We start from the raw sequence: 24923 nt of genomic DNA on the forward strand, positions 1-24923 counted from the left end.
TTCATGGATTTTAAACTCAGCTCAGAATATAGCCCGACGGGCGATCAGCCGGAGGCGATCCGACAAATTGTAGAGGGCCTACAAAGTGAAGAGGCGGCTCAAACACTGCTTGGTGTAACGGGCTCTGGTAAGACGTTTACCATGGCGAATGTGATAGAGCAGGTTCAACGACCAACACTTGTTTTAAGCCACAATAAGACACTTGCAGCGCAGCTGTATGGAGAGTTTAAACGCTTCTTTCCTGAAAATGCGGTTGAGTATTTTATCTCTTACTATGACTACTACCAGCCAGAAGCCTACATACCCACCAGCAACGTGTACATTGAAAAAGATCTTTCAATCAATGATGAAATAGAAAAGCTGAGATTGAGTGCTACTTCTGCTCTTTTATCCGGCAGGAGGGATGTGATCGTTGTGGCATCTGTTTCCTGTATCTATGGTATTGGGAACCCGGAGGAGTTTGGTAAAAATGTGATCCGTCTTCAGGAAGGAGATCAAATACCCAGGAACAAATTCCTTTTCGATCTGGTGGACATCTTGTACAGCCGCACCGAAGCGGAGTTTAAACGAGGAACGTTTCGTGTAAAGGGTGATACGGTAGATGTATTTGTTGCCTATGCTGATTTCGCCTATCGTTTCATTTTCTGGGGGGATGAGATCGAATCGATTCAGCGTATTGATCCTATTACTGGTGAGAAGCAATCAGACGAACGTATTGTGACCATTTTTCCAGCTAATCTTTTCGTAACCGGAAAAGACCAATTGCAGGTAGCCATTAAAGAAATTCAGGATGACATGGTGGAACAGGTTCAGTATTTTGAAGATGAGCGTAGATTCCTTGAAGCAAAAAGATTAAAAGAACGGACGGAGTTTGACCTGGAGATGATCCGTGAAATTGGCTATTGCTCAGGGGTAGAAAACTATTCCAGATATTTTGATCGACGAAATCCGGGAAGTAGACCCTTTTGCTTGTTGGACTATTTCCCTGATGATTTTCTGATGATCATAGACGAAAGTCACGTGACTGTGCCACAGGTGCGCGGAATGTGGGGTGGGGACAGAGCAAGGAAAGTGAATCTGGTAGACTATGGATTTAGGCTTCCATCAGCAATGGACAACCGTCCACTCACTTTCAATGAATTCGAAGACATGCTCAACCAGGTGGTATTTGTGAGTGCAACTCCAGGAGATTACGAGTTGAGAAAGTCTGATGGTGTGATCGTGGAGCAACTTATTCGACCAACCGGCTTGCTAGACCCTGTGATAGATGTGAGACCAAGTCACAATCAAATCGATGACCTGATGGAAGAAATACAGCAGCGAATCGAGATGGAGGATCGGGTGTTGGTGACAACATTGACCAAGCGCATGGCTGAGGAGCTCACCAAATATTTATTAAATGCCGGTGTGAAAACACGCTATATTCATTCGGAGGTTGATACACTCGATCGTGTAGAAATTCTTCGTGAGCTAAGGCTTGGTGTCTTCGATGTACTTGTTGGCGTTAATCTTCTCCGTGAAGGCCTTGACTTGCCTGAAGTGTCATTAGTGGCAATACTGGATGCAGACAAAGAAGGATATCTGAGAAACGAGCGATCGTTGGTGCAGACCATCGGGCGAGCCGCGCGGAATGATAGGGGAAAAGTGATCATGTATGCCGATAAGGTGACCGGGTCAATGAAGCTGGCGATTGATGAGACCAACCGTAGGCGTAGTATCCAAATGGAATACAACCAGAAGCATGGAATTACACCTGTTTCACTGAAAAAGAATCGGGAAGAAATACTGCGTCAGACCGGGGTGGCCGACAAGAAAAAAGGCACCAAAAAGTATTATATCGAGGAAGAACAAACACTTGCCGCAGACCCGGTTGTTGCTTACATGGATAAGGATCAGCTGAAAAAACTGGCTAATGAAACCCGAAAGAAAATGGAAAAGGCTGCCAAGGATCTTGACTTCATGGAAGCAGCCAGGCTAAGAGATGAGTTACAGGAAGTGGAGAAAATGATGAAAGAAAATAAATAGTTCTTTGGAAATTATCACATCCTGTTTCAACTTGCTTTTGAAATAGACACAAGACCCAAAAGATTTATCTATTTCAAAATAAACTTCCACAATATTTCTTATGTCACAAATTACCGCATTTGGTACGTATGTACCTGAAAAAATTGTAAATAATCAATATTTCGAAGACTTCATCGACACGAATGATGAGTGGATCATTTCCCGAACTGGCATTCGAACCCGACGCTTCGCCAAAGATGGAGAGTATACCAGTGATCTGGCTGTAAAAGCTGTAAAAGATCTGGTTGAATCCAGCGGGAAAGATATTTCGGATGTAGACTTTATTGTAGTATGTACCACGTCACCAGACCAGCCCATGCCGAATGCGGCCTCTCGGGTTCAGTACAAGCTGGGAATAGAAAGCTGTGGATGCAACGACATTTATGCAGCATGCGCAGGATTTATTTATGGATTGCAAATGGCCCATGGTTTTGTAAACTCAGGTATTTATAAGAAAGTGCTGGTGATTGGGGCTGAAACCCTCTCAAAGATTACGGACTTCAAGGATCGAACGTCGTGTATTTTGTTTGGGGATGCAGCTGGAGCAGCGTTAGTAGAGCCGGGAGATAGTGAACATTTCATCGCTTTTAATTCAGGAACAAACGGTGATCTTGGTCACGATCTTTACCTAAGTCATAAGAAAAACAGTATCAATGGAGTGGGCATTAATCCACATGGGAAGATCGTTCAAAATGGACGATCGGTGTTTAAATGGGCTGTAGGTAATATTCCAAAGAAAATTAGGGAGCTCGTAGATAAAGCAGGCATGACGCTTGACGATATTGATTACATCGTGCCGCATAGTGCCAACCTCCGTATCATTGAGGCGATAGCCAAAGATTTGGGTTACCCGATGGAGAAAGTGCCGGAGAGCGTGACTGAATTTGGCAATACTTCATCTGCTTCCATTCCTCTGGCGATAGCTAAATCCAAGCGAAATGGGGGCATAAAGAAAGGAGATACCCTATTGATGATCGGTTTTGGGGGAGGCTTAACCTTTGCTGGCACAATCGTTAAATGGGAAATTTAATTTTAATATTTTGAAATTTAGTTTTGGCTGAATAGCACGATGTATTTACATTTGTGATACTACTAGGCGGTAGTAAGTTTTTTCCCGATGCTAGTCGGGATTGGTGGTGAACAGAGCGGGCAACATTGTCCGCTCTTTTTTTGTGCCTTCGGTCAACGCCACTCTTAGAGCACCATCTGTGTTCATACAGTGGATATCCAGGCTCGTTTCATCCGCTTTGGCTTTCATTTTGTTCATATAATAGCTGGAATTCTTGTTGCTTAAGATCAATTGGTCAAAGTCAAAATGTTTGTTTAGCCACTCCAGACTTTTCACCGCTCCATTATTGATAATAAGATAATCTGTCTTTACCACTCCTTTGAAATTAAGATGAAAGGTGGTAGAGTCGAAAATCAGAAAACGCTTTCCAGCTATTTGACCAAATCGGATTGCCTCTTTTTTAGCGAAACCAGCCTCTTCAAAAGTTAAAATTGATTCTTTAATGGGTCTTAGATGTGAGGCCAGTCGATGGGGGTTAATTTGAAATGATAGAAGATCTAATTCACTTTCTTCAAAATCATCGATGTAAAGCATTCCCTGATGCCCTTTGATATGATCGATTGCAATCTTATCTGATATTTCATAGAACACAAGCTCATCCCTTTGGGATTGGATTTGATGAGAGAGTAATCCCCATAACATTAATATGAGGCCGAGTAAACTAGATACCACCAACGTTTTGAAGTAGCAATAATGCAACCCCACAATAAGAGTGATCACAATTAGATAAGTCATAATCAGACCAAATTGGTCCATATAAATCCACTCGATCAGGCTACTTGGAAGAATGTGGACGTAGCTAATGATTTCATTAATAACCCACATAAATTGACTCAGACACAGTCCAATGATCTCTCCAGCCTGGGGAATGATTGGATCGATGAGCAGCATGCCGATACCGCCAACCAGCATTAAAAAAGAAGCTGGAATGACAACTAAATTTGATACGAGGAAATAGGTTGGAAACTGGTGGAAGTAGTATGCTGAAAGTGGGAAGGTGGCTAGTTGTGCAGCTATTGATACACATGTGATTGCCCATGCTTTATCAAGAAGCCAAGGCCTGAAATCCAGGAGGCGATAGAGTTTAGGTTGTAGATAAACGATCCCAACCACTGCAGCAAAGGATAACTGAAATCCGACTGAGTAGATCAGATACGGATCGAAAAGAAGGAGGATGAATGCAGCAAAAGCCAGTGTGTTATAAATATTCCCCTCTCGTGTAGATGCCTGACTAAACGCCACTAATGAGAACATGGTGGCAGCTCTCAACACTGACGGACTCAGCCCGGTTAATGTTGCATACAGCCAAATAATACTAACGCTTAGTGCCCCAAAGGCATACTTGCCCCACTTGCCTGATTCTCTTAGTTTACCAAATAAGATAAGGATAATTAGATAAATAATACCTACATGGAGACCTGAAACCGCCAAAACATGCATGGCTCCAGCAGATGAATAGGCCTTTTTGACTTCATTGTCTAGATGATCTTTTATGCCAAGGAGTAGGGCTTTTGCAATACCATTTTCACGTGGTGCAGGGATATATTTATCAATAGTCGTTGAAGCCTTTTCTCGTAACGTATACGCCACGTTTAATAATCGATTGGGTGGATTATTTGCTATGACCTTGAGATCACTGTGACGTATAAAAGTATGGCTAAAGATGTTCTGTCTTTCCAGGTATTTTTTATAGTTGAATTCATTCGGATTGTCGGGACCGGGGACGGTATAAAACGCTCCATAGACCAAAATCCTGTCTCCATACTTAAGAGGAGTAACCAGGCTATCCTTTCGAATGTATAGGTGAATTTTTCCTGATGTATCTAAAGAAGAATCTGCTTTTGTGAAGACCCTGGTCAACTCAAAGTCATATCTAAGGTGATTTGTCCGCTCATTCACGGGACTGATGATGGTACCCGAATACCCTTCGATTTGATTGTTAAGGTTAGTGTAGTGGTTTGAGGGATTATGGTGATACTTGGTCTTTGCAAGGATGCCTCCTATAAAAAATAGAATAGACAAGGCTAAAGCTCCGTTGATGTGCCTTAGCTTATGAAAGCTAGTTTGTTGAGATTTAAAAACCGAAACCCCATAACAACAGATCATTACAATGAGAATTGTAAGATCATATTTCCATAGGTAGTTATTGAAATCAAAACAAACAATACCTAGAATGAGGGCCGTAGTAAACCGGACGAAGGGATATGTATTCCAGAAGTACATTCCGTTGCATAATAAAGATCTGATTGTTTTATTGAAAATGCAAAAATGTTATTCTAAATCTGCCCTCTAGCACTGCAGGAATCTCTATCTACTTTGATGAAGAAATGGGTATTAAATCTCGGTAAGAATAAATAGCAGCATGAACAAAACAAAGAAGCCGGGCACCAATCCACATGACAATCTGAAATCTGTGTATTCTTTATTCTTAACTACAATCGCAGAGAAAATGAGAATAATGACAGAAAATACGTTCCGAAACGTGTAAATCGACCCAGTCACAATAAAGTCTTCTGATCCATTGGCAGACTGAATCCTAACTGGAAATCCAAACAAGCCTGAATACTTAATTAAAACATCAGCACTATTTTCATTCATCATTACACTATAAAATAAGCTGGAAGTAGAAAGCCGGGTGCCATTTTCAGTAACTACACTGGTAGAGTACTTTTTGTACTTTAGTTCTGTTACATGTTCAATTTGCTGATTTGGTTGATAGTAGTAATCTACTGTTAAGATGATTGCGATAACAAAAAAGACCTTATTAGCCAATCGTTCGTACCGGTAGAATCGGGTCTTCAGCTTTACCAAATAGATAATTCTATCTCTTTCCCGCTTAACCCTCTTCGCTCTGTATTCTTGTTTATATCGCTGGTAGGGTGTAGCCTCAACAATATCCGTTTTTACAGCAACGCCCTGTAAAAACATATCGTAAAGATTTCTTGAGGTAGGGCTTGATAGTACTTCATACGCATCATTTATGATGACCATTTTATCAGCTGCAGATATATCGGCATTGATATCCGGATGGTATTGTTTAACAAGCTTCCGATATGCTTTTTTTATTTCAGCCTGAGTTGCTGCAGACTTTACCCCAAGTACTTCGTAGTGATTCATAAATTCATAAAACTAAAAACAGAATTTTAAGTGACTGTCATTATTAAGTCATTATTAGTCGGGTCATAAACCTACCTTTGCGCCTCACTTAAAGAAGCACGCTTTTGAGCAAGCCAGACATTCGGGTCATTATCCCGGCATTTAATGAGCAAAATGCGGTAGGCATGGTCATCGATGAGATACCCAAAGACTGGGTGTCTGAGATCATTGTCGTGGATAATGGCTCCACCGATGACACGTTCGAGCAGGCACAATCTAGAGGTGCAACTACACTTAAAGAGCCAAATCGTGGTTATGGGAATGCCTGTCTGAAAGGTATGGCACATGTTGCTTCTTCTCCTACTAAACCGGATATAGTGGTGTTCCTGGATGGCGATCATTCAGATTACCCGGAACAATTAGTCGATTTGGTTAAACCAATCATAAAGGATCAGGTTGATTTAGTGATTGGCTCTCGCGCACTCGGTCAAAAAGAAAAAGGAAGCATGACTCCTCAGCAGGTTTTTGGCAACTGGCTGGCAACTGCACTGATTAAACTTTTTTACGGGAAGAAATACACGGATCTTGGACCATTCAGAGCTATCAGATATGAAACCTTGCTGACAATAGATATGAAAGATCGTACATATGGCTGGACCGTAGAGATGCAATTAAAGGCAGCAAAGTTAAATTTGCGGACAATAGATATTCCGGTGAATTACAGGCAAAGAATTGGGGTTTCCAAGGTGAGTGGTACAATTAAGGGGACCCTGGGAGCCGGGTATAAAATCATCTATACAATTTTTAAATATTTATAAAGGTGGAGTGGTTAGTTATCGTGCTTTATGGGATCACATTGTTGATCATTTGCCTTTTCAGTTTAGGTCAGTTTAATCTTACCTGGCATTATCTAAAATCAAGAAAAGAGAGCGAAGAGTACTCAGACGAACTTGCTGAATACCCGCATGTAACCGTTCAGCTTCCGGTGTTTAATGAGCGGTATGTCGTAGAACGCCTGATCGATGCAGTGACGAACATCGAGTACCCAAAAGAAAAACTTGAAATTCAAATTTTGGATGATTCCACAGATGAAACGGTTCAGATCATAGGGAATCGTGTAAAAGAATATCAAGCAGATGGCTGGGATATTCACCAAATCAGGAGACCTGATCGCATCGGCTATAAAGCTGGGGCTCTTGCCTATGGTCTCGAGAAAGCTAAGGGAGAATTCATTGCCATCTTTGATGCGGACTTTGTACCTAATCCGGAATTCTTGATTTGTACACTACCGAAATTCAAGAATGACAAAATAGGTATGGTGCAAACCAAGTGGAGCCACCTGAATACAGATTATGGCTGGCTTACCAAAATTCAGGCTTTTTGGCTGGATGCACATTTTACTGTGGAGCAAAAAGGTAGAGAGCATGCAGGCAGTTTCATCAACTTTAATGGCACAGCTGGTGTGTGGCGAAAAGCTTGCATTGAGGATGCAGGAGGGTGGCAATATGATACGATCACTGAAGATCTTGATTTGAGTTACCGGGCGCAGCTCAAAGGATGGAAGTTTGTATATCGGGAAGAGATTGAATCTCCTGCTGAACTACCAGTGGTCATTCCTGCGGTAAAGTCTCAGCAGTATCGTTGGAATAAAGGGGCAGCAGAAACTGCTCGTAAAACCTTGGGTAAGGTCCTTACTTCAAATATTGGATGGAATCACAAAATAAGAGCGGTGCTTCACCTGCTAAATAGTTCTGTATTCTTATTACTTTTAATTGCTGCGGTATTGAGCATCCCCATGTTGTATATCAAAGAATACAATCCAGACTTAGCACTTGTCTTTGACCTGGGGAGTATATTCATCATCGGATTTTTGGCCATGGGATTTTTCTATTGGGTGGCAGCCAAAGCCACTCATCCGGAATACACCTTGAAATATTTCATGAAGAATTTTCCTGTATTCCTGGCTTTCTCCATGGGAATGGCATTGCACAATTCCATCGCTGTAGTCGAAGGATACCTGGGTATTAAAACACCTTTTGTACGGACGCCTAAGTTTAACGTACAATCCAAGGGCGACTCATGGAAAGGGAATATTTATCTGAATAATGTGCTGACACCTGTGACACTTATGGAGGGTTTGTTATCCATTTATTTTATCTATGGGATTTTCTCCGGTTTCAAACTGGAAGATTATGGTCTCATGCTTTTCCACGCAATGCTTGCCATTGGTTTTGCATACGTATTTATCTTGTCGGTGAAACCGATGAATAATGCCTAAATACAACCAAACGGGCTACTATACTTTCCTGGTCGTTTACATATTGGCCATTTTTTCTATCGGCAATTGGATTGAACGATATCAATCTCTGCCATTAATGCTCGCATATGCAAGTGCATTCATGGGGTACATTTTGTTGCTGCAAAAGGCAGAGGAGACGAAAGCACTCTTCACCACTGGATTGATTGTCAGAGCTTTGTTATTTTTCACCCAGCCGTCACTTTCTGATGACCTGTATCGATTTATATGGGATGGTACGTTGATTAAAAATGGCATTCATCCTTTTGCTGAACTGCCAGGATACTATCTGGAGAAAAATATTGATGGAATTTCAAGTGAGCTTTATGGGTTGCTAAACTCACCCAATTACTTCACGATATATCCACCTATCAATCAGACTATTTTCTGGCTCAGTGCAGTGATCGGCAATGGTGATTGGCTGGTTTCAGGCAATGTGATTCGATTGGTCTTATGTGCTGCAGATGTGGGATCATATTTTTTGATGAAATCGATTTTAAAAACACATGGGAAACCCGTCTTTCTTGCAAACTGGTTTTGGTTGAATCCACTGATGATTCTGGAAGGTGTTGGGAATCTGCACTTTGAAGGACTAGTTGTATTTTTTGTTTTGTTCGGAATCTACGGACATCAAAAAAGCAAGCACGTGTTAGCTGCGGGTGGATTTGGGCTAGCCATTGGGACAAAGCTCCTACCGCTCATTTATCTTCCAGTGCTTTTTTTATCTGGTTTAAGGAACAAAAAGTGGTGGGTAGCACCATTGGCAGGATTGGTAGCGCTGCTTACAATCATCCCTATGTTGGATGTTACTTTCCTTTTGGGCATGCAGCAGAGTCTGGAACTCTACTTTCAGACGTTTGAGTTTAATGCAAGTATTTATTTTCTGGCCCGCCAGATAGGCTACTGGATTTATGGGTACAACAACATTGCTTTGATCGGTCCACTTTTATCTCTCTTGTCGTTCTTTTCGATTTGCATGGTGTCGATAGTAGCTTGGAAAAAAGAATGGAGCCTGAGTAAAAGCTTTCTTTTTGTTTTGACCATCTATTTGCTTTTTGCCACCACGGTTCATCCGTGGTATATCATGCCACTAATTGTATTCGGAATTTTATCGGGCTATTGGTATCCAATTGTCTGGTCCTTCATGATATTTTTAACATATGTAGGATACGATCAAAAGGGTTTTGAACTTCCACTGTATCTCGTTGTTGTCGAGTATGTGGTTGTTTTATCAATCATGATTATCGAATGTGGAAACACCCCTATAGTCCCCTCGAGGGGACATTCCACTAATAGCAACGAAGGGAAATCCCCCTTTGAAGGAGGATAGGGGGGTGTTATTTTTGTAAGTGAATGAAAATCAAAGCGTGAAAAAATATCTTCCACCATTTTTACTAATCATCATTTCCACCTTCACTTCATGTGGACAAAAGACGTTTGATGAAAAGATGCAAAGTCTGTACAAGAACACAGTTCCTTTAATCAAAGCGGATTCCTTAAAACCCAGACTTTCAGAAGTTGTCATGTTAGATACCAGATCTAAGGAAGAGTATCAGGTGAGCCACATTCAGGGTGCAAGATTTGTAGACTATGATAATTTTGAAGTAAAGCAGGTCAGCGACGTTCCAAAAAATCAGGAAGTTATTGTTTACTGCTCGGTTGGCTATAGAAGCGAGCGAGTAGGAGAGAAGCTTCAAAAGGCTGGGTATACCAATGTTAAGAATCTGTATGGTGGTATTTTTGGCTGGAAGAACGAGGGGTATGAGGTGGTTGATCCAAACAATTTGCCTACTGATAGTGTACATGCTTATAACAGATTGTGGGGCAAGTGGTTGTTTAAGGGAACAAAAGTTTACTAAGAAAGAGAGAAGTATATGAGTGATAGTTTATTAATGATCTTCGTTAAGAACTTGATTCCGGGCATGGTAAAAACACGCCTGGCTGAAGATATTGGAATTGATAAGGCATTGGATGTATACCAGGAATTGATTCATCACACGCATAAAATCACCAAAAAACTAGAGGTCGATAAGGCAGTGTATTATTCAGAATATGTGGAGATCGAAGACATTTGGGACAATGGTGATTTTAAACTCACCTCGCAGAAAGGCTTTACACTTGGTGAAAAAATGTTACACGCTTTTGATGAGGCATTTGATTCTTACAATAAGGTCATCATCATTGGGAGCGATTGCTATGATTTGTCTTCAAAACACATCAAATTGGCCTTTGAAATGCTGGAAGAAAACGATGTGGTGGTTGGACCTGCCAAGGACGGAGGATATTACCTTTTGGGGATGAGTGAATTCTTTCCTCAGCTATTTCAGGACAAAGAGTATAGTAACAACAAAGTGCTGGAAGAACTCCTTGAGGAGGCAGAAGAGCTGGAACTATCTGTTTATAAACTTCCTATGCTCAGCGATGTGGATACACTGGAAGACCTGAAAGAAACTAACATTGACTGGACGAAACTGGGAGCAGATGCAGAGGTGGATGATGAAGAAGATGCCTACTAGAAGTATTGCCCGATTCCAAGAACAAATCCATTCATATTCTGATCTTGCAGGTTTATGCCATAGTCAATTCTAAAAATTGCGTTGTAGATTTTCTTGTGAATAAGACGTAAACCTCCGCCGGCAAATAGTTGAAAATTTTCACTGTCAACAAAATCAGCAAAATCCCCTGTCGGATTTCTCCACGAACCAGAATCAGAAAAGATCACACCTTGTATTGCTATCTTTCTTTGATTAATAAATGCATGCCTGTATTCTGCATTTAGAATAATAGCTCCCGTCCCACGATCTACCCGATTCCCAACTCCCCGGATGTTTACGTAGCTGTCGAGTACAAAAGGTGCAAAGGGACTTTCTTCATTAGAGCTTAGCCCCAGCCGTAACCTGGACGCTATATTTCCATAAGCTCCTATTCTTTTAAAATACTTCAAGTCATTGAAGATGATGTAAAAAGCGGGATCATTATTAAGCGATTGGACCGTTTGAAGATTCAGCTGATTGTGCCAGCCATCCAGATAGAAAAAGTGGTGGTTCACTCTGTTTTGGATTAGCCTGATCTTTCCCAGTATCTTATGCTTATTGACGTTCTCTGGAGCTCCTTCAAAAGCTCCAGGAGTATATTTCTGATAGTCCTCGATAAAAAATGCACTTCCGAATTCGATCCGATCCCTGAAATTGAAGTGGCGGATCGCGTCGATACCTAAGGTGTAATTATCATATTCATATTCGACTACATTGTTACTAAAGAATAATGGCTCCAATGTTGACCATTTTATAAAATTGAAGTTCAATCCCCATTGACTTTGTTTGATGCGATCGAGTGTCAAATGGGTTGCAAATGAGCTTCTGTCATAAAATTGGTAATACATCGTAAGCTTATTTCCCCTTCCCCCCAGGTTAACTTCAGAAGCACCAACCTGAAACCAGAAATTTTCTTCGATCCCGCCAAAATTAAATATGGGCAGGAGTGTATATAACTCCAACATTTGAAAGGTGATGGCTACATCTCCACCTTCTTGTTTCACTTGATAAGCGACATCTGCGAACATCTCCAAATTAACGAGACGCTGCTTAGTCTCTTTCAGCTTGACTGAGTCCAACTTATCCCCAATTTGAAAAGGTAGAAATTGGGATAAGTAGGTTTGCTTTGTCTTTTTGAGTCCCTCAAAATTGATCGTTGTGATTTTTTGGGCTTCAGCAAAAAAAGAAGAGAGGAGTAGTATCGCTAAAACAAGTTTTTTCACTTTTGATGTATCACTCGGATACCCAAATTTATCGTTTCTCCTGCTCCTTTGAATTCACTTCCGTTCCAGAAGTTGGTGTAGAGCGCTTCCAGTTCAATAAGGTTTGGAATCAATTGATATTTCAATCCAACTCCTGACTGTAGAAAGTAGGCGAAAAATGCCTCTGAGCGACCGCTTCCGAAATCGTAATGTGTAGGAAAGTATTCAGTCATTCCATAAATGGTCCATCTAGTTGTAGGGAAGTAACTATAAAAAACGCTGGTCTGCGTTTCCAAAAAGTTGTTATCAACTGAAGAACCATCCTTTGTCATGCGGTACCAAAAGGCCTGCTGAAAGAAAAATTGTGATTTTTCATTCAATGGCAAATCGAAATAAATCTGATTGAGCCATAGATTAGCATCCCATTCCAGAAAATATCGAGTTCCATTAACTCCTTCAGGGTCATTCGCGGTGTTAAACAAAAAAGCACTTTGGATAGAAAGACGTGGGATATCTTTAAAAGGGGCAATCTTGATCTTTGGACCGATACCGGTAAGTCCTGAGGATGCACTAAAATTGTCCGTAGAACTATTGGATGCCTTCACCCAAACATCCAATCCAATATTTATCTGATCATTGAGGCCGTATAAAAATTGGTTTATGGAGGTAAAAAAGGTTTCCCTCTGACCTGTTTCCATTTTCCCTCCAGCATCATCAAATTGCTTGGTCTGTGTATAAAGATTTTGAAATGTTTTATACTCCCAATCCCCTTCACTAAAAAGAATGGAAGGTGTGTAGTTCTGAAGATTACTCTGGCTAAATGAAATGCCAAAAAGTGAGGTAAGCAAAATAGAAAGGATGATTCGCATATTTGATTTTTTACTTTTTGAAGTAAAGAACGGCGAATCATCCTTAATGGACGGTCAACTAGCGGACAATCACAATTTTGTTTTCATTTTTCAGGTCATTTCGGTTATTCATACCTCAATGATTCAACCGGGTTGGCGTCAGAGGCTTTCCATACTTTGGCTCCAATCGTCAGCAAAGCGATCATGATTGACATAAAACCACCTAAACCATAAATCCACCAGGAAATTTTTGTGCTATAAGAGAAATCCTCCATCCAATAACCGATTAAAATGTTGGACACTGGGAGAGCCACCACAAAAGCAATAAGGATTAGAAAGAAGAATTCTTTAGACAGAATCGTGCCAATATTCAACAATGAAGCACCAAGTACTTTTCTGATACCGACTTCTTTTGATTTCTGTATGATGTTGTAAGAGATAAGTCCAAACAGTCCAAGGCATGAGATAAGAATAGCAACCACTGTGGCTACCATTGCTACCTTGGATGTTCGCTTCTCGGTTTGATAAAAGCTCTCGATTGTCTCATCCATAAATTGCATCTCAAGTGGATCATTGGGGTAAATGTTGTCCCATTTATCCGTTACCCGACTGATAACAGTTTTTAGCTGATCGGTTGCTACCGCCATCCCTATTATCCTGGAATTCTTCGGTTCATAAGTATACATCAAAGGTTCTATTTCACTGTGTAGCGATTGAAAATGAAAATCCTTTAGCACGCCTACTACTTCATATATTTTATCGCCGTTTGCTATTCTAATACCTAGCGCTTTGCCTGGAGCTTCAAAACCGAGCTCTTTAGCATAAGTCTCATTGATTAACGTCTCGATTCGATCAGCTTTCTCATTGATATTCCTACCCGCAATCAACTTGAGCTGATAAAGTTCCAGATAATTAATATCTCCCTTTTTTTGGTGGACAGAATGGATGACTTCAGTAGAATCTGAATCATAGTATTTTATGGTACTTTTTGACCATCCTTGCCTGGCAGGTATCTCCTGATGATAGCTAAGCGTTTGTATCTGAGGAATTTCATTCAGCTCATTGAGGAATACTTGCTGCTTTTCAATTTTTTCATGGTAGGGCGTTCGGAAATAAATTACCCCCTCGTCTTTAAAGCCCATCTCTTTTTCCAATAAATAGGAGACCTGCCATACCATGGCAATGGTGCATATAATAAGCAACTGTGCCACAATGAACTGTGAAATAATGAGAACTTTCCTTAGCCGCTTACCCCCTGATTTTGGAGATAATTTTAATATGGACTTTAAAGCCTGTGCTGGAGAAAATGAGGAAGCAATAAATGCTGGGTAAATTCCTGCTAAAAACCCAACAACAAAAATCAAAAGCAACCATGACACCCAAAAGATGGGGTTAGTCCACTCAATGCCGAATTCCTTTGGTACAAACTCAGCAAAAAGTTGTACACCATAAAAGGATAATGGCAAAGAAACCAGGGCTGCTAAGGATGTAATCAGAATACTTTCAGTCAAAAATCGAGTAATCAGTGAAGGTTTTGATACGCCAAGTGATTTGCGCAAGCCCACCTCCTTGGATTTATTGATAGCCTGAGCGGTTTCCAGATTAACAAAATTGAAAATGGCAATGATCAATAATGCAATGGCTACACCAAGTAGAACCTTAAGTGTTAGAAGGTGTGTGGTAGGCCCGGAATTGTCAAAAATCCCCAGATTGGTACCGTAGTGTAAATCATCTAAAGGCTGAATCTTATAGATTGTTTCCCATACGCTATTCATTTGATTTTTTTCAGCTTCCTGATTTAAAGCAACAAGAATGTCATTTAGCTGTTCTTCAGTAGTGTTTTCCTGTACTTTGATAAACGTTTGCCACCCACTGTTAACACTCGACCAGTCATCTGTTGTAAAAAAGTCTTTAAGCCAGGTTGACTCTGTTGATTTAAATGATATGAAATCTGTGAAGTTAAAATCAGTCCGGTAGGATGATTGATCAACTATACCCGAAACCATGACATCTAGAGAGTCCTGATAGGTAAGCTTTCGACCAACCATGTCAAGTGGAGCGATGCTTCCGAAATATTTTTCTGCTTGCTTCTTTTCAAGCACCACGTGTCCGGGTTTTTGCAATGCGGTTTGTGGTGAGCCTGCCAGCCACTCATACTGATCTACCACCTTAAAGTACGCTTGGTCAGCGAGGATAATACGTGATCTGGGATAGGATTGAGAGTGACCCGCTTCGTCCTCTACAGATATATCGAAACTTTGATTGTGAAAGTGGGTGATTTCCTCAATACCGCTTACGTTATCTTTTAAGAAAGAAGCAACCGGAATTGCTGTGCCTGAGTTGGTTCCTGAAAATGCCCCTCCAAACTCTGTATACACCCGATAAACTCTATCGCGATCAGGCAGGTGCTTATTGAAACTGAGCTCATAAGATACCAGGCTGAAGATGGCTATAAAACCACTGATACCTATCGCTAATCCAATAATATTGATAGCAGTAGTAGTTTTTCTTCTTACAATATTTCTCCACGCTACTTTTAGGTTATGCACTAGCGTGGCAATTGATAATAATGTCCTTTTGTCTTTCATTTTAGTCCTTTTTAGTGCGAATGATCGAAAACTGCGAATAACTATCCACCAATAGAATAGAGTAGCAAATCGAGAACCTCTCTCCTCGATAAATGCATTGTAGATTTCATACAAGTCTCCTTCTAGCTCCTCAAGTCTTTCTTCTGAGCAGAAAGACCGAAAGATCTTGAGAGGAAGTTTAGGTGGGTGATGTGTACTCATCTCAAATGCTCAAATGCTATTTCAGGAATTTGATTTCTCATTCTGTTGCGAAGCTCATTGGCTTTCTCCAGTGCCTCTTTGCCAGCCTGCGATATTGTAAAAATTCGTTTACGCTTGCCTCCTCTTTCACTTGACATTTCACCCATCCTGGAATCCAATAGTCCCTTTTCTTCCAGGCGATAAACAGCGGCGTGCACAGAGCTAATGCTCACTTTTCTGTCTGTTTGCCGGTTGAGTTCTTGCTGTATTGCCACGCTGTAGGCATTATCATACAAGATTCCTACAGTCAGCAGTACTAGCTCTTCAAACTCTCCGAGGTTCGTTCCTTTCATGATAGATGTTATTTACTTCGTAAATGTAAGTAAAATTAAATATTTAATTTCGTATTTGTAAGTTTTATACTAAAAAAGAAAGAGAAGGTTACATTCTTCTCTTTTGTTTTTCAAGATAACTTCTCCAAATCCCTTATCAGGATTCTTCGCCTGTCAAATGTGATGAGATTCTTATCCCGTAATTCATTCATGATTGTGGTTACTGTTTGTCGGGAAGTGCCAGTAAGGCTGGCAATATCTTTATGAGTGAGGTGATTTTTGATCATCGTCTCAAAACCTACTTTTTGCCCTTTTTCTTCAGCCATTTCTTTTAAGAACTCTACAATACGGGTTCTGGCATCTTTGAAGACCAAAGATTCGATTTTGCGCTCCATTTTCCGCAACCTAAAGCCCACAATTTTCAGGATTTTAAAGCTCAGGTCTTTATTGTCTACCATCAGGTTTTGTAGATCTTCGATGGTCATGGCACAGACGCGCGTATCATTATCCATCGCCTGAGCAAAGTCTTGTCGTGTTTCCTCCCCAGCCAGGGCCATCTCACCAAAAATCTCACCTTTCGTAAGTATGGCTTTTACGATCTCTTTACCGTCCGGTCCATAGGTACCTATTTTCACACGGCCATTAGAAACCATGTAAATATTTTCTGAAGACTGATCTTTGAAATAGATAAAATCATCTTTATCGTACACTCCGGGTGCATGATTGTTTTCCATGCTTGGAGTTTTAGAAGGGCACAACACCTCAAACAGGTCAGTGTCTTCAAAATACCATAGATTTCTTTCGGCGCTCATGAATGTGTGGGATTTAAGGCAAATTTGCAAACAACCACGATTAACAACAATTATAAATAAAAAGCTCCCCTTGATGGACTATTTATATCTCAAAGCTCTTCATATCATATTTGTTATCACCTGGTTTGCAGGTCTGTTCTATATTGTTCGATTATTCATTTATCATACAGAAGCACTGGAAAAGGAAGAGCCGGATCGCACCATTCTTTCTGATCAGCTGGCCTTAATGAGCAAGAAGCTGTGGTACATTATTACCTGGCCATCAGCCGTAATCACAGTAATTTTGGGTACATCTCTTTTGGTCGTTCAGCCCAGCTGGTTAAAGATGCCATTCATGCATGTAAAGCTTGGATTTGTGGCACTACTAATCCTTTATCATCTGGGTTGTCATGGAATATTCAGGCAACTACAAAAGCAAAATGCAAAATATACGTCAACGCAGTTGCGTGTTTTTAACGAAGCAGCTACCCTTATTTTATTTGTAGTTGTGTTCCTGATCGTATTGAAAAACGAGATCAGTTGGATTTATGGTACGATGGGACTTATTAGCTTCGCAGTTGTGTTAATGATAGCAATCAAACTCTATAAACGATTTCGTAAAAACTGATGAAAAAATTGCTTGTTCCTTTTATTGTTCTAATGGCTTGCCAGCAACAGGCAAGTTCTGATAAACTGCCATATATGGGTAATACCATTTATGAAGAAAATGATACGATCTATCATACCGTTCAGGATTTTAGGCTGGTAGATCAGGATAGTAGCATAGTGACGAATGAGACATTTGGGGACAAAGTGTATGTGGCGGATTTTTTCTTCACTTCCTGCCCGACCATATGTCCCAAAATGAAGGCTCAGATGCTTCGTGTGTATGACAAGTTTGAAGATAATCCGGGGGTAGGAATATTGTCACACACGATCGATCCTGAATATGATACGGTTGCGTTGCTAAAAGACTATGCGGAGCGATTAGGAGTAAGTGCAGATAAGTGGAAGTTTGTAACTGGTGACCAGGATGACATCTATGATCTGGCAGAGGGCAGCTATATGTCAATTGCAGATGAGGATGCAGACGCACCGGGTGGGTATATCCACTCAGGAGCATTTTTGCTTGTAGATAAGGAAAGACGTGTGCGCGGTGTTTATGATGGAACTGTTCCAGAGCAGGTGGATGTATTAATGAATGACATTAATAAACTCTTAAAAGAATATTCGAATGAAAAGTAAATATCTGGTTGGTCTTTTAGCAATAATACTTTTTGCATGCGGTGGTGGAAAGGAAAAGAAAGAAGAGGAAAAATCAGGAATGACATCTCGGGAGGAGATACGACTAAAGCAGTATCAGGTGCAGGGCGCCAAAGTATACACAACCTACTGTGCAAACTGTCATCAACAGGATGGTAAAGGGCTGGCTTCTTTATATCCACCTTTGGCTGGTTCGGATTATCTGCTGGAGAACTTACCACGTGCTGCCTGCATCGTCAAGCATGGCCAAAGCAAAGAGATTGTTGTGAATGGTATCACCTATAATCAAATGATGCCGGGCAATCCAATTACTAACCTGGAGATCGCTGAGGTGCTAACGTTCATCGGTAACGCATGGGGCAATGAAGCTGGTCTGGTAGGGGTGAAGGATGTGGATAAATGGCTGAATGAATGTGAGGAGGACTATTAATTCTCCAAAACTTCCTTCCCTTTTTTCAGGGACCCAAGCATATCATCCTTCACTTTCTTGATGGTTACTTTTTGATCTTCCAGGTATTGCCTGATTTCCTCATCTGTACCCTCAAAATCAGGCTCATAATCCCGCATCCATTGCATCATGCTTTCGTTCGCAGCGTCTATTTCATTAGCTACAGTTGTGAGCATAGCAGCCCGTTCCGCATCGGTTACCATTAGCGAATCTGCGAGGAATAGCAAATCCTTTCGTGCACGTCTGAGTTCACCCATTTTTGGCATCACTTCATCATGGATGCTTAGCACTTCACTTTTAAGGCTATCAACCGAAATTTCTCCGTTAGCCTGATTTTCTTTTTTACCGGTTCCACAAGCTGCGAATAACAATAGAGTTATTAGAATGATTAAATTTTTCATTGTTTTCATATAAAATAGAATTCCTCCTTGTTGAGGTTACATGTAATTAGTCAACTTTAACTTCTGCGTCTTTTAGAATGTACATGAGCTGATCATAATCTGTGTCATTCAGCTCTAATCGCCCCGTTACTGTAACTGGCTTGGCGGTATATTTTATTTCTTCTTTCAAATAAGCCTCTGCTACAGTCTCCGGGCCACTACCTCCGCAGAAAAAACATGCAGCAATCGGAAGTGAAGAGATAATAATATGTTTGGGTTCAAACATGCCTTCAAAAGGAATGATGAAGCCTTTCAGTGATACCGTCTTTCCATTCATTTTTTGTACATCATCACCAAACTTCGGTACGTAGATTTCACCGTATTCATCCTGAGATTTTTCATACTTTACATCGGCCAGGGTTTCCCAGTTTTTGCTGGAATCAGCAAACTGAGCTGCTACCCCGAATGAAAGTAAAATGGCTATAGAAAAAATTAGTTGCTTCATAATTATGCTTTTGAAAGCGTTTCCGAAATATCTGACTTATACGCAAGAAATGCCGGAATGAGTGAGGCAAAAATACCAACGGTCAGACTGCCTAGCATCACTTTGTACTCATCTAATACAAAAAACATACCGCTGCTCTGAATTTGTTCCATCGAATCTACCAAAATAGCAAAACCCAAATGTGCAAGGGCAAATCCAAATGCACTCCCAATGATGGTTAAAACAATTCCTTCGGTTAGAATTAGTAAAAATATTTTTAGCTGACTGGCACCCATAGATCGCATGATAGCTAATTCATATTTACGCTCCTTCAGTGAATTGATCAAAGCAATAAAAACACTGGTTGCGCTGAGGACGATAATCACCAGCCCAAGCATGTTCACAACATCCACTCCAACACCTATAATGTTGAATAATCGAGCTGTCTCGTATGGGGGAGAAGCAGCCTGCAGGTTGCTGGTTCCGTTTACAATACGAGGTAATTGTACGGCGGCCATAGGCGAGCGGTACTTAATCAGCAGAGATGTAATGTCTTCATTTTCCAGCTGCTCTTTAGTGATTTCCAATCCCAGCTGATCGAGGGATACTAATTCATGATGATCTCCCCCTTCCTCATGATCATGTTCTTCATGGCTGCCATGTACCTCCCAAACACTTTGAACTGATACTAGAATCAATTGATCGAGTACCGATCCCGATGGCTCCATAATCCCTACTACCCTAAAAGGATGCTCTTCATGACCGCCTGCTCCCTCAGACAGGCCATGTGCGCTTTCAAGCTTGTCTCCTACCTTGATCCCAAGATTTTTGGCAATTGCAGCCCCAACAGTTGCTGTCATTTTAGGACCAAACCAATCACCTGTTGCAAGGCTGGCTTCATAAAGCTGTGGGTAAGCCTCAGTGGCACCAACAATTCGATAGCCCTGATAGCTATCACCAAGTGAAAGAGGAATTGCAGATGCTACCAGTCTGTTTCGAGTGAGGTTGTTTGCATCACTTAGAGAAATATTACCTGTGGGAAAATCAATGTGAAAAATACTGGCAAGTATAATTTGCAAAGGACTTCCCTTGGCTCCTACTACCAGATCAATACCCTGGGCATTTTTGTTAATTTCATTTTTAAGAAAGGTGCTGGTGAGCAGAATAGAGACGATGATTGCCACACCAAACCCAAAAAGCAACACACTCAATAGTGAGCTTAGTGGCTTAGCGAAGACGTTTTTAATGCTTAGTGAAAACAGATTCATAGAGCAAGCTGGTTTTGAAATTCACTTTTTACCCGATGATCATGTGTTGCAACAATCAAGGTTGCGCCCGTTTGCTTCGCCTGCGATTTAAGCAGATCAATTACTTTCTGGCAATTTTCATCGTCCAGACTGGCAGTGGGCTCATCGGCCAGCAACAGTTTTGGTTTATTGATGACAGCTCTCCCAATCGCAACCCGCTGAGCCTGTCCTTGACTAATCTGATGAACTTTTCGGTTGGCCAGTACGCCTACACCCAGATGATCAAGTACTTCTTGTGCTCTCTTCCCATCAGTTTTCTTATGAGCCAAATATTGAGATAATGTGAGGTTCTCCTTCACAGTCAATGATCTAACCAAATGAGGCTTCTGAAAAACAATTCCTATGTTTTCACCTCTAAATCGATCCAGTTTGGCATTGGACTTTTGAGCTAGATTTTCTCTGGACACCTCTAAAATACCCTCGGTTGGAGGCATCAATCCGCCTATTAGGTGGAGTAGGGTGGTTTTACCACAGCCTGAGTTTCCTAAGATAATTGCGTGATTTCCTTCTTTCACTTCCCAGTCAGGATAGCTGATCACTGCTTTACCATCATAGGAATGTTTTAGCCCTTGAATGTTCAGCATTTTAAAGTCCTAATTGTTTTTTGATACGATTGATTTGATGAATATGATGGATTTGATGGTATATGAATGAGTCCACAGCTTTTTCCAGATTTTGCCGTCCTCCCATCGGATGTTTGTAGACCAATTTGTTTAGCCACCTATCCGGATACTCATCTACAAACCGTTGAATTTCGTTTCTGGTTTCAGACCACTTTGATTTTATTTCCTCTATAGGATAGGATGGAGGGTTGGATATATAGGAAGGAGCCTTCCATTTAAGTGAGCTTTTCAAAGCTTGATTAGTTACCCACATCCTAAAGGCATTGCTCGGACCGGATTTTTGCATTTTATCTCCTGCTTTACTTTTCTTCTGCATGTATAGCAAAGAAGCACTCTCCGCATCATTTAAGTGGGACAGCACCTGTACAATACTCCAACCATAGCTTATATCTTGTAATTTTTCTTCGGGAATACCTTCCAGCAAGCTATAAATAGCCTCCGTGTTTGCATTGAGTCTTTTTAGCTTCTTATTGATGACTTCCTTCACTAATGTTTGATTTTTGCTAAAAAATATAAAAAAAGTTATCTTCGTTCCTGTTTATAAGCCTTTTATAAGGTATAACCCACCAGAAAAAGTACTCCAGATAAGGAGTAGGTACTAAAAGAAGTACCAATTTATTAAAGTAATTGTTACTTAGCATGATGTATTCATGCGCCATGCAATTCGTATTTCTGTACTCATACGCTCGTATTATAGTTCGTACTGTTAGTTTTTAAAATTAATATTGCGTTAAATCACCTTTAAATTACACGGAAGTGAGTATTCTCGACATCATCGCCTTGTTTATCTTCCTATCGGGAGCGTTTATTTTTATAAACACCTTTTATCTGAAACTGCCATCTTCTATTGGATTGATGATAATGGCTCTAGTGCTGTCTGCGATCGTATATTGTGTGGGCACATTCTTTCCGGAGCTACACCTGGCAGAGCATGTAAAAGAATATGAGTTTGAAGAGGTTTTGTATCAGATAGTGCTCAGTTTCATGCTTTTTTCGGGAGCGCTGAATATAGACTTCAGAAAGCTAAGTAGTCAAAGAAGCTCGGTTCTTGTTTTAGCAATCGTCGGCGTTTTGATCTCTACCTTCGTAATTGGTACAGGGGTTTATTTCATGCTTGATGCCATGAGTATTCATCTTGATTACCTGTATTGTTTGGTTTTTGGAGCACTTATTTCCCCTACGGATCCAATTGCAGTAACACGCACAATTAAGCGCTTCAACCTATCTAAGGAGCTGGAAATAAAAATTGAAGGGGAATCACTGTTTAATGATGGTATTGCAGTAGTACTGGCTTTGACCTTGTTGGATATTGCACATGCAGGGGAGGATCATACACTGACCTTTATTGAAACCACTTACATAGTTATAGCAGATATCGGTGGTGGTATTTTCATTGGATTGCTACTGGGATATATTGGGTATCGACTGCTGAAATATGTAGACAATGATGCTGTAGAGGTGGAGGTACTCATTACGCTTGCATTGGTGCTGGTTGGATCTCAGCTGGCTGACTTTATTCACGTTTCTGCTAAACAGGCCGCTGTGGTTATGGGATTGGTTGTGGGTAATGAAGGAAAAAGCACACATGTGGCCAGTGCGGCGGGTGATTACGTATTTAAATTTTGGAAATTACTCGAAGAGACCTTTAGTGCGATGCTTTTTGTACTAATCGGATTGGAAATGCTCGTACTGGATCTCCGTATGGACTTTATAGCGGCCGGATTCTTTGCGATTTGTATCGTGCTCTTTGGAAGATGGACTAGTGTGTTCATTCCTATTAAAATGATGTCGGTCAAAAATCATTTTGCACCAAATACCATATCCGTTCTCACGTGGGGCGCGCTGCGAGGCGGTCTACCCATTGCGTTATCATTATCCCTCACTGATTTTAATGGAAAGGATGTCATTGTGACCATGACATATATTGTGGTAGTCTGTTCTGTGCTGTATCAGGGGCTTACCGTTCCAATGTTGATGCGCTCAGAGAAGAGAAGTACAGACACTACTCCATGATCATATAGGAGTATCTTGCTAATTTTATGGCATGATCAGACTAAGCTATGTGTTTCTGGTCTTGCTGGTATTTGTTGCATGCAAAGAAGGCAAGCGGGAAACTGAAAAAACGACCTCTCCGAGAGTAAGAAAAAACACTTCAGTAGAACAGCCAACTCAAAATCAAAGCTTCACAAGGGGAACGGAAATCGGTATATCCTTGTCTACAAATGAGGAATTTCCACTTGATTCTGTGGTAGTAACTGTAGGGGACTTATTGTCTACTTTTAAAACGTCTTCTTTTAATATCACAATACCTGACCGGAAGGTTGGAACGTGGAGGTTGTTGATAAAAGCCTACAGTGGCGGGAGTTCTGAAACGCATTACCGAAAAATAATTGTACTTCCGGAAAGTGCTCCTGAAGAATTAACCTACAGGGTTGAGAATACCTACCCGCATGATACCGATGATTACACACAAGGTTTACTCATAAAGGATGGTTTTTTATATGAGAGTACAGGTCAGCGCGGAAAATCAACATTAAAACAGAAGGACATCACAACCGGAGCAACCAAAAAAGCTGTAAATCTTGCATCAGACCTTTTTGGCGAGGGGCTGGCAGTGTTGAATGATGAATTTTATCAACTCACCTGGACTTCTGGAAAAGGTTTTGTTTACGATAGCGAATTGAATCAAGTCCGAACCTTTACCTACCAAATGGAGGGTTGGGGTTTGGCCACTCTAGGTGATGAACTGGTGATGACTGATGAGACTGAGAAGCTTTATTTTATGGAGCCAACTAGTTTTACCATCCAGCGAGAATTAGAGGTTTTTGACAATACAGGAAAAATTGAAGCGCTGAATGAACTTGAGGTAATCGACGGACTTATCTATGCCAACGTATATCAGCAAGATTACATTGTGGTGATTGATCCGGCAACAGGAGAAGTGCTACAAAAAATTGATTTTACGGGACTCCTCACTGAAGAGGAAGCACAAAGCGCGGATGTCCTTAACGGTATTGCATATGATGCGGAAACGGGCCGTATTTTCGTAACCGGAAAGTGGTGGCCAAAACTATTTGAAGTGACTTTTCAACCTAAACCAATATAAGAGATGACTTTAGAAGAAATAACCGGGAAAATTAAAAAGCTAGCTGATAAGCACAGTGGCCAGTTTCAGGGTAAGGCAAATTTTAAATTTGACGAGGGGGTGGTCCACCTGGATGATACGGTTTCACCAACAGTGGTGGTCAATGAGGAAAGAGAGGCACCCTTTGCCATCAAAATGTCCGCTGACAATTTCAACAAGATTTTAAGTGGTGAGCTAAATGTAATGATGGCATTTATGACCGGAAAGCTGAAGATTGAAGGAGATAAAGGTGCTGCTATGAAGCTGACAGCACTTTTTTAAGAAAAGAATAAA

25 protein-coding genes are annotated in these 24923 nt (G+C 40.9%); 13 read left to right on the plus strand and 12 right to left on the minus strand.

What is annotated here, in order from left to right; all coding sequences use genetic code 11:
- Positions 1-3 precede the first annotated feature (3 nt).
- The gene (uvrB, locus tag ACXAH9_RS05375) at positions 4-2025 is read left to right on the plus strand and encodes an excinuclease ABC subunit UvrB (protein WP_474893835.1); all 2022 of its coding nucleotides are present in this window, start codon (positions 4-6) and stop codon (positions 2023-2025) included.
- A 100-nt stretch (positions 2026-2125) separates the two neighbouring features.
- Positions 2126-3094, plus strand: a complete 969-nt coding sequence (locus ACXAH9_RS05380) for a beta-ketoacyl-ACP synthase 3 (RefSeq protein WP_474893836.1) — start codon at positions 2126-2128, stop codon at positions 3092-3094.
- Positions 3095-3184: 90 nt separating this feature from the next.
- Here the strand turns inward: ACXAH9_RS05380 and ACXAH9_RS05385 are convergent, their stop codons facing one another.
- Complete coding sequence (locus ACXAH9_RS05385) at positions 3185-5356, minus strand: ComEC/Rec2 family competence protein (protein ID WP_474893837.1); 2172 nt, start codon at positions 5354-5356, stop codon at positions 3185-3187.
- Positions 5357-5467: 111 nt separating this feature from the next.
- On the minus strand, positions 5468-6250 hold the full coding sequence (locus tag ACXAH9_RS05390) for a J domain-containing protein (RefSeq protein WP_474893838.1): 783 nt from the start codon (positions 6248-6250) through the stop codon (positions 5468-5470).
- Between the two features lie 104 nt (positions 6251-6354).
- On the opposite strand from ACXAH9_RS05390, the gene ACXAH9_RS05395 reads away from it, so the two are divergent.
- Genes ACXAH9_RS05395 through ACXAH9_RS05415 form a run of 5 tightly spaced genes read left to right on the plus strand, consistent with a single transcriptional unit; the run spans position 6355 to position 11041 of the window.
- Positions 6355-7047, plus strand: coding sequence for a glycosyltransferase family 2 protein (locus ACXAH9_RS05395; protein ID WP_474893839.1), 693 nt, complete (start codon positions 6355-6357; stop codon positions 7045-7047).
- Positions 7048-7049: 2 nt separating this feature from the next.
- Positions 7050-8507 (plus strand): cellulose synthase family protein, encoded by a 1458-nt coding sequence (locus ACXAH9_RS05400; RefSeq protein ID WP_474893840.1) that lies wholly within the window; start codon positions 7050-7052, stop codon positions 8505-8507.
- Positions 8500-9855: an MptA/MptB family glycosyltransferase gene (locus ACXAH9_RS05405; RefSeq protein ID WP_474893841.1), complete on the plus strand. Its 1356-nt coding sequence runs from the start codon at positions 8500-8502 to the stop codon at positions 9853-9855. The genes ACXAH9_RS05400 and ACXAH9_RS05405 overlap by 8 nt, the downstream gene beginning before the upstream one ends.
- 37 nt (positions 9856-9892) lie before the next feature.
- Complete coding sequence (locus ACXAH9_RS05410) at positions 9893-10384, plus strand: rhodanese-like domain-containing protein (RefSeq protein WP_474893842.1); 492 nt, start codon at positions 9893-9895, stop codon at positions 10382-10384.
- A gap of 15 nt (positions 10385-10399) precedes the next feature.
- Complete coding sequence (locus tag ACXAH9_RS05415; protein WP_474893843.1) at positions 10400-11041, plus strand: TIGR04282 family arsenosugar biosynthesis glycosyltransferase; 642 nt, start codon at positions 10400-10402, stop codon at positions 11039-11041.
- Here ACXAH9_RS05415 and ACXAH9_RS05420 read toward each other — a convergent pair.
- The 5 genes from ACXAH9_RS05420 to ACXAH9_RS05440 all read right to left on the minus strand — a co-directional run bounded on the left by ACXAH9_RS05420 (position 11038) and on the right by ACXAH9_RS05440 (position 17021).
- A complete protein-coding gene (locus tag ACXAH9_RS05420) occupies positions 11038-12282 on the minus strand; it encodes a POTRA domain-containing protein (RefSeq protein ID WP_474893844.1) in 1245 nt (414 codons plus the stop codon). The two genes, ACXAH9_RS05415 and ACXAH9_RS05420, sit on opposite strands and share 4 nt — an antisense overlap.
- Positions 12279-13130 (minus strand): hypothetical protein, encoded by an 852-nt coding sequence (locus ACXAH9_RS05425; protein ID WP_474893845.1) that lies wholly within the window; start codon positions 13128-13130, stop codon positions 12279-12281. Before ACXAH9_RS05425 ends, ACXAH9_RS05420 begins: the two co-directional genes overlap by 4 nt.
- A 104-nt stretch (positions 13131-13234) precedes the next feature.
- Positions 13235-15898 carry an ABC transporter permease gene (locus ACXAH9_RS05430; protein WP_474893846.1) on the minus strand — a complete coding sequence of 888 codons (2664 nt, stop codon included), beginning with the start codon at positions 15896-15898 and terminating at the stop codon, positions 13235-13237.
- Positions 15895-16230, minus strand: a complete 336-nt coding sequence (locus ACXAH9_RS05435; protein ID WP_350206709.1) for a PadR family transcriptional regulator — start codon at positions 16228-16230, stop codon at positions 15895-15897. The genes ACXAH9_RS05430 and ACXAH9_RS05435 overlap by 4 nt, the downstream gene beginning before the upstream one ends.
- Before the next feature lie 110 nt (positions 16231-16340).
- Positions 16341-17021, minus strand: coding sequence for a Crp/Fnr family transcriptional regulator (locus ACXAH9_RS05440; protein WP_474893847.1), 681 nt, complete (start codon positions 17019-17021; stop codon positions 16341-16343).
- A gap of 73 nt (positions 17022-17094) precedes the next feature.
- On the opposite strand from ACXAH9_RS05440, the gene ACXAH9_RS05445 reads away from it, so the two are divergent.
- The 3 genes from ACXAH9_RS05445 to ACXAH9_RS05455 are packed head-to-tail and all read left to right on the plus strand — an operon-like array spanning position 17095 to position 18693.
- Positions 17095-17628, plus strand: coding sequence for a CopD family protein (locus tag ACXAH9_RS05445; protein WP_474893848.1), 534 nt, complete (start codon positions 17095-17097; stop codon positions 17626-17628).
- Positions 17628-18245, plus strand: a complete 618-nt coding sequence (locus tag ACXAH9_RS05450) for an SCO family protein (protein WP_474893849.1) — start codon at positions 17628-17630, stop codon at positions 18243-18245. The genes ACXAH9_RS05445 and ACXAH9_RS05450 overlap by 1 nt, the downstream gene beginning before the upstream one ends.
- A complete protein-coding gene (locus ACXAH9_RS05455; protein ID WP_474893850.1) occupies positions 18235-18693 on the plus strand; it encodes a c-type cytochrome in 459 nt (152 codons plus the stop codon). Before ACXAH9_RS05450 ends, ACXAH9_RS05455 begins: the two co-directional genes overlap by 11 nt.
- Here the strand turns inward: ACXAH9_RS05455 and ACXAH9_RS05460 are convergent.
- Genes ACXAH9_RS05460 through ACXAH9_RS05480 form a run of 5 tightly spaced genes read right to left on the minus strand, consistent with a single transcriptional unit; the run spans position 18690 to position 21992 of the window.
- The gene (locus ACXAH9_RS05460; protein ID WP_474893851.1) at positions 18690-19112 is read right to left on the minus strand and encodes a hypothetical protein; all 423 of its coding nucleotides are present in this window, start codon (positions 19110-19112) and stop codon (positions 18690-18692) included. The genes ACXAH9_RS05455 and ACXAH9_RS05460 overlap by 4 nt on opposite strands.
- A gap of 46 nt (positions 19113-19158) precedes the next feature.
- The gene (locus ACXAH9_RS05465) at positions 19159-19596 is read right to left on the minus strand and encodes a hypothetical protein (RefSeq protein WP_474893852.1); all 438 of its coding nucleotides are present in this window, start codon (positions 19594-19596) and stop codon (positions 19159-19161) included.
- Positions 19597-19598: 2 nt separating this feature from the next.
- Entirely contained in the window at positions 19599-20843 is a 1245-nt protein-coding gene (locus tag ACXAH9_RS05470) for an ABC transporter permease (protein ID WP_474893853.1), read from the minus strand.
- Entirely contained in the window at positions 20840-21466 is a 627-nt protein-coding gene (locus tag ACXAH9_RS05475) for an ABC transporter ATP-binding protein (protein ID WP_474893854.1), read from the minus strand. Before ACXAH9_RS05475 ends, ACXAH9_RS05470 begins: the two co-directional genes overlap by 4 nt.
- A 1-nt stretch (position 21467) precedes the next feature.
- A complete protein-coding gene (locus ACXAH9_RS05480; RefSeq protein WP_474893855.1) occupies positions 21468-21992 on the minus strand; it encodes a DinB family protein in 525 nt (174 codons plus the stop codon).
- A 269-nt stretch (positions 21993-22261) separates the two neighbouring features.
- Here ACXAH9_RS05480 and ACXAH9_RS05485 point away from each other — a divergent pair, with 269 nt between their 5' ends.
- Genes ACXAH9_RS05485 through ACXAH9_RS05495 form a run of 3 tightly spaced genes read left to right on the plus strand, consistent with a single transcriptional unit; the run spans position 22262 to position 24911 of the window.
- A complete protein-coding gene (locus ACXAH9_RS05485) occupies positions 22262-23518 on the plus strand; it encodes a cation:proton antiporter (RefSeq protein ID WP_474893856.1) in 1257 nt (418 codons plus the stop codon).
- Between the two features lie 31 nt (positions 23519-23549).
- Positions 23550-24611 (plus strand): glutaminyl-peptide cyclotransferase, encoded by a 1062-nt coding sequence (locus tag ACXAH9_RS05490; protein WP_474893857.1) that lies wholly within the window; start codon positions 23550-23552, stop codon positions 24609-24611.
- A gap of 3 nt (positions 24612-24614) precedes the next feature.
- A complete protein-coding gene (locus ACXAH9_RS05495) occupies positions 24615-24911 on the plus strand; it encodes an SCP2 sterol-binding domain-containing protein (RefSeq protein WP_474893858.1) in 297 nt (98 codons plus the stop codon).
- The last annotated feature ends 12 nt before the right edge of the window (positions 24912-24923 follow it).

The organism is Ekhidna sp. ABH4_415, from assembly GCF_056161305.1.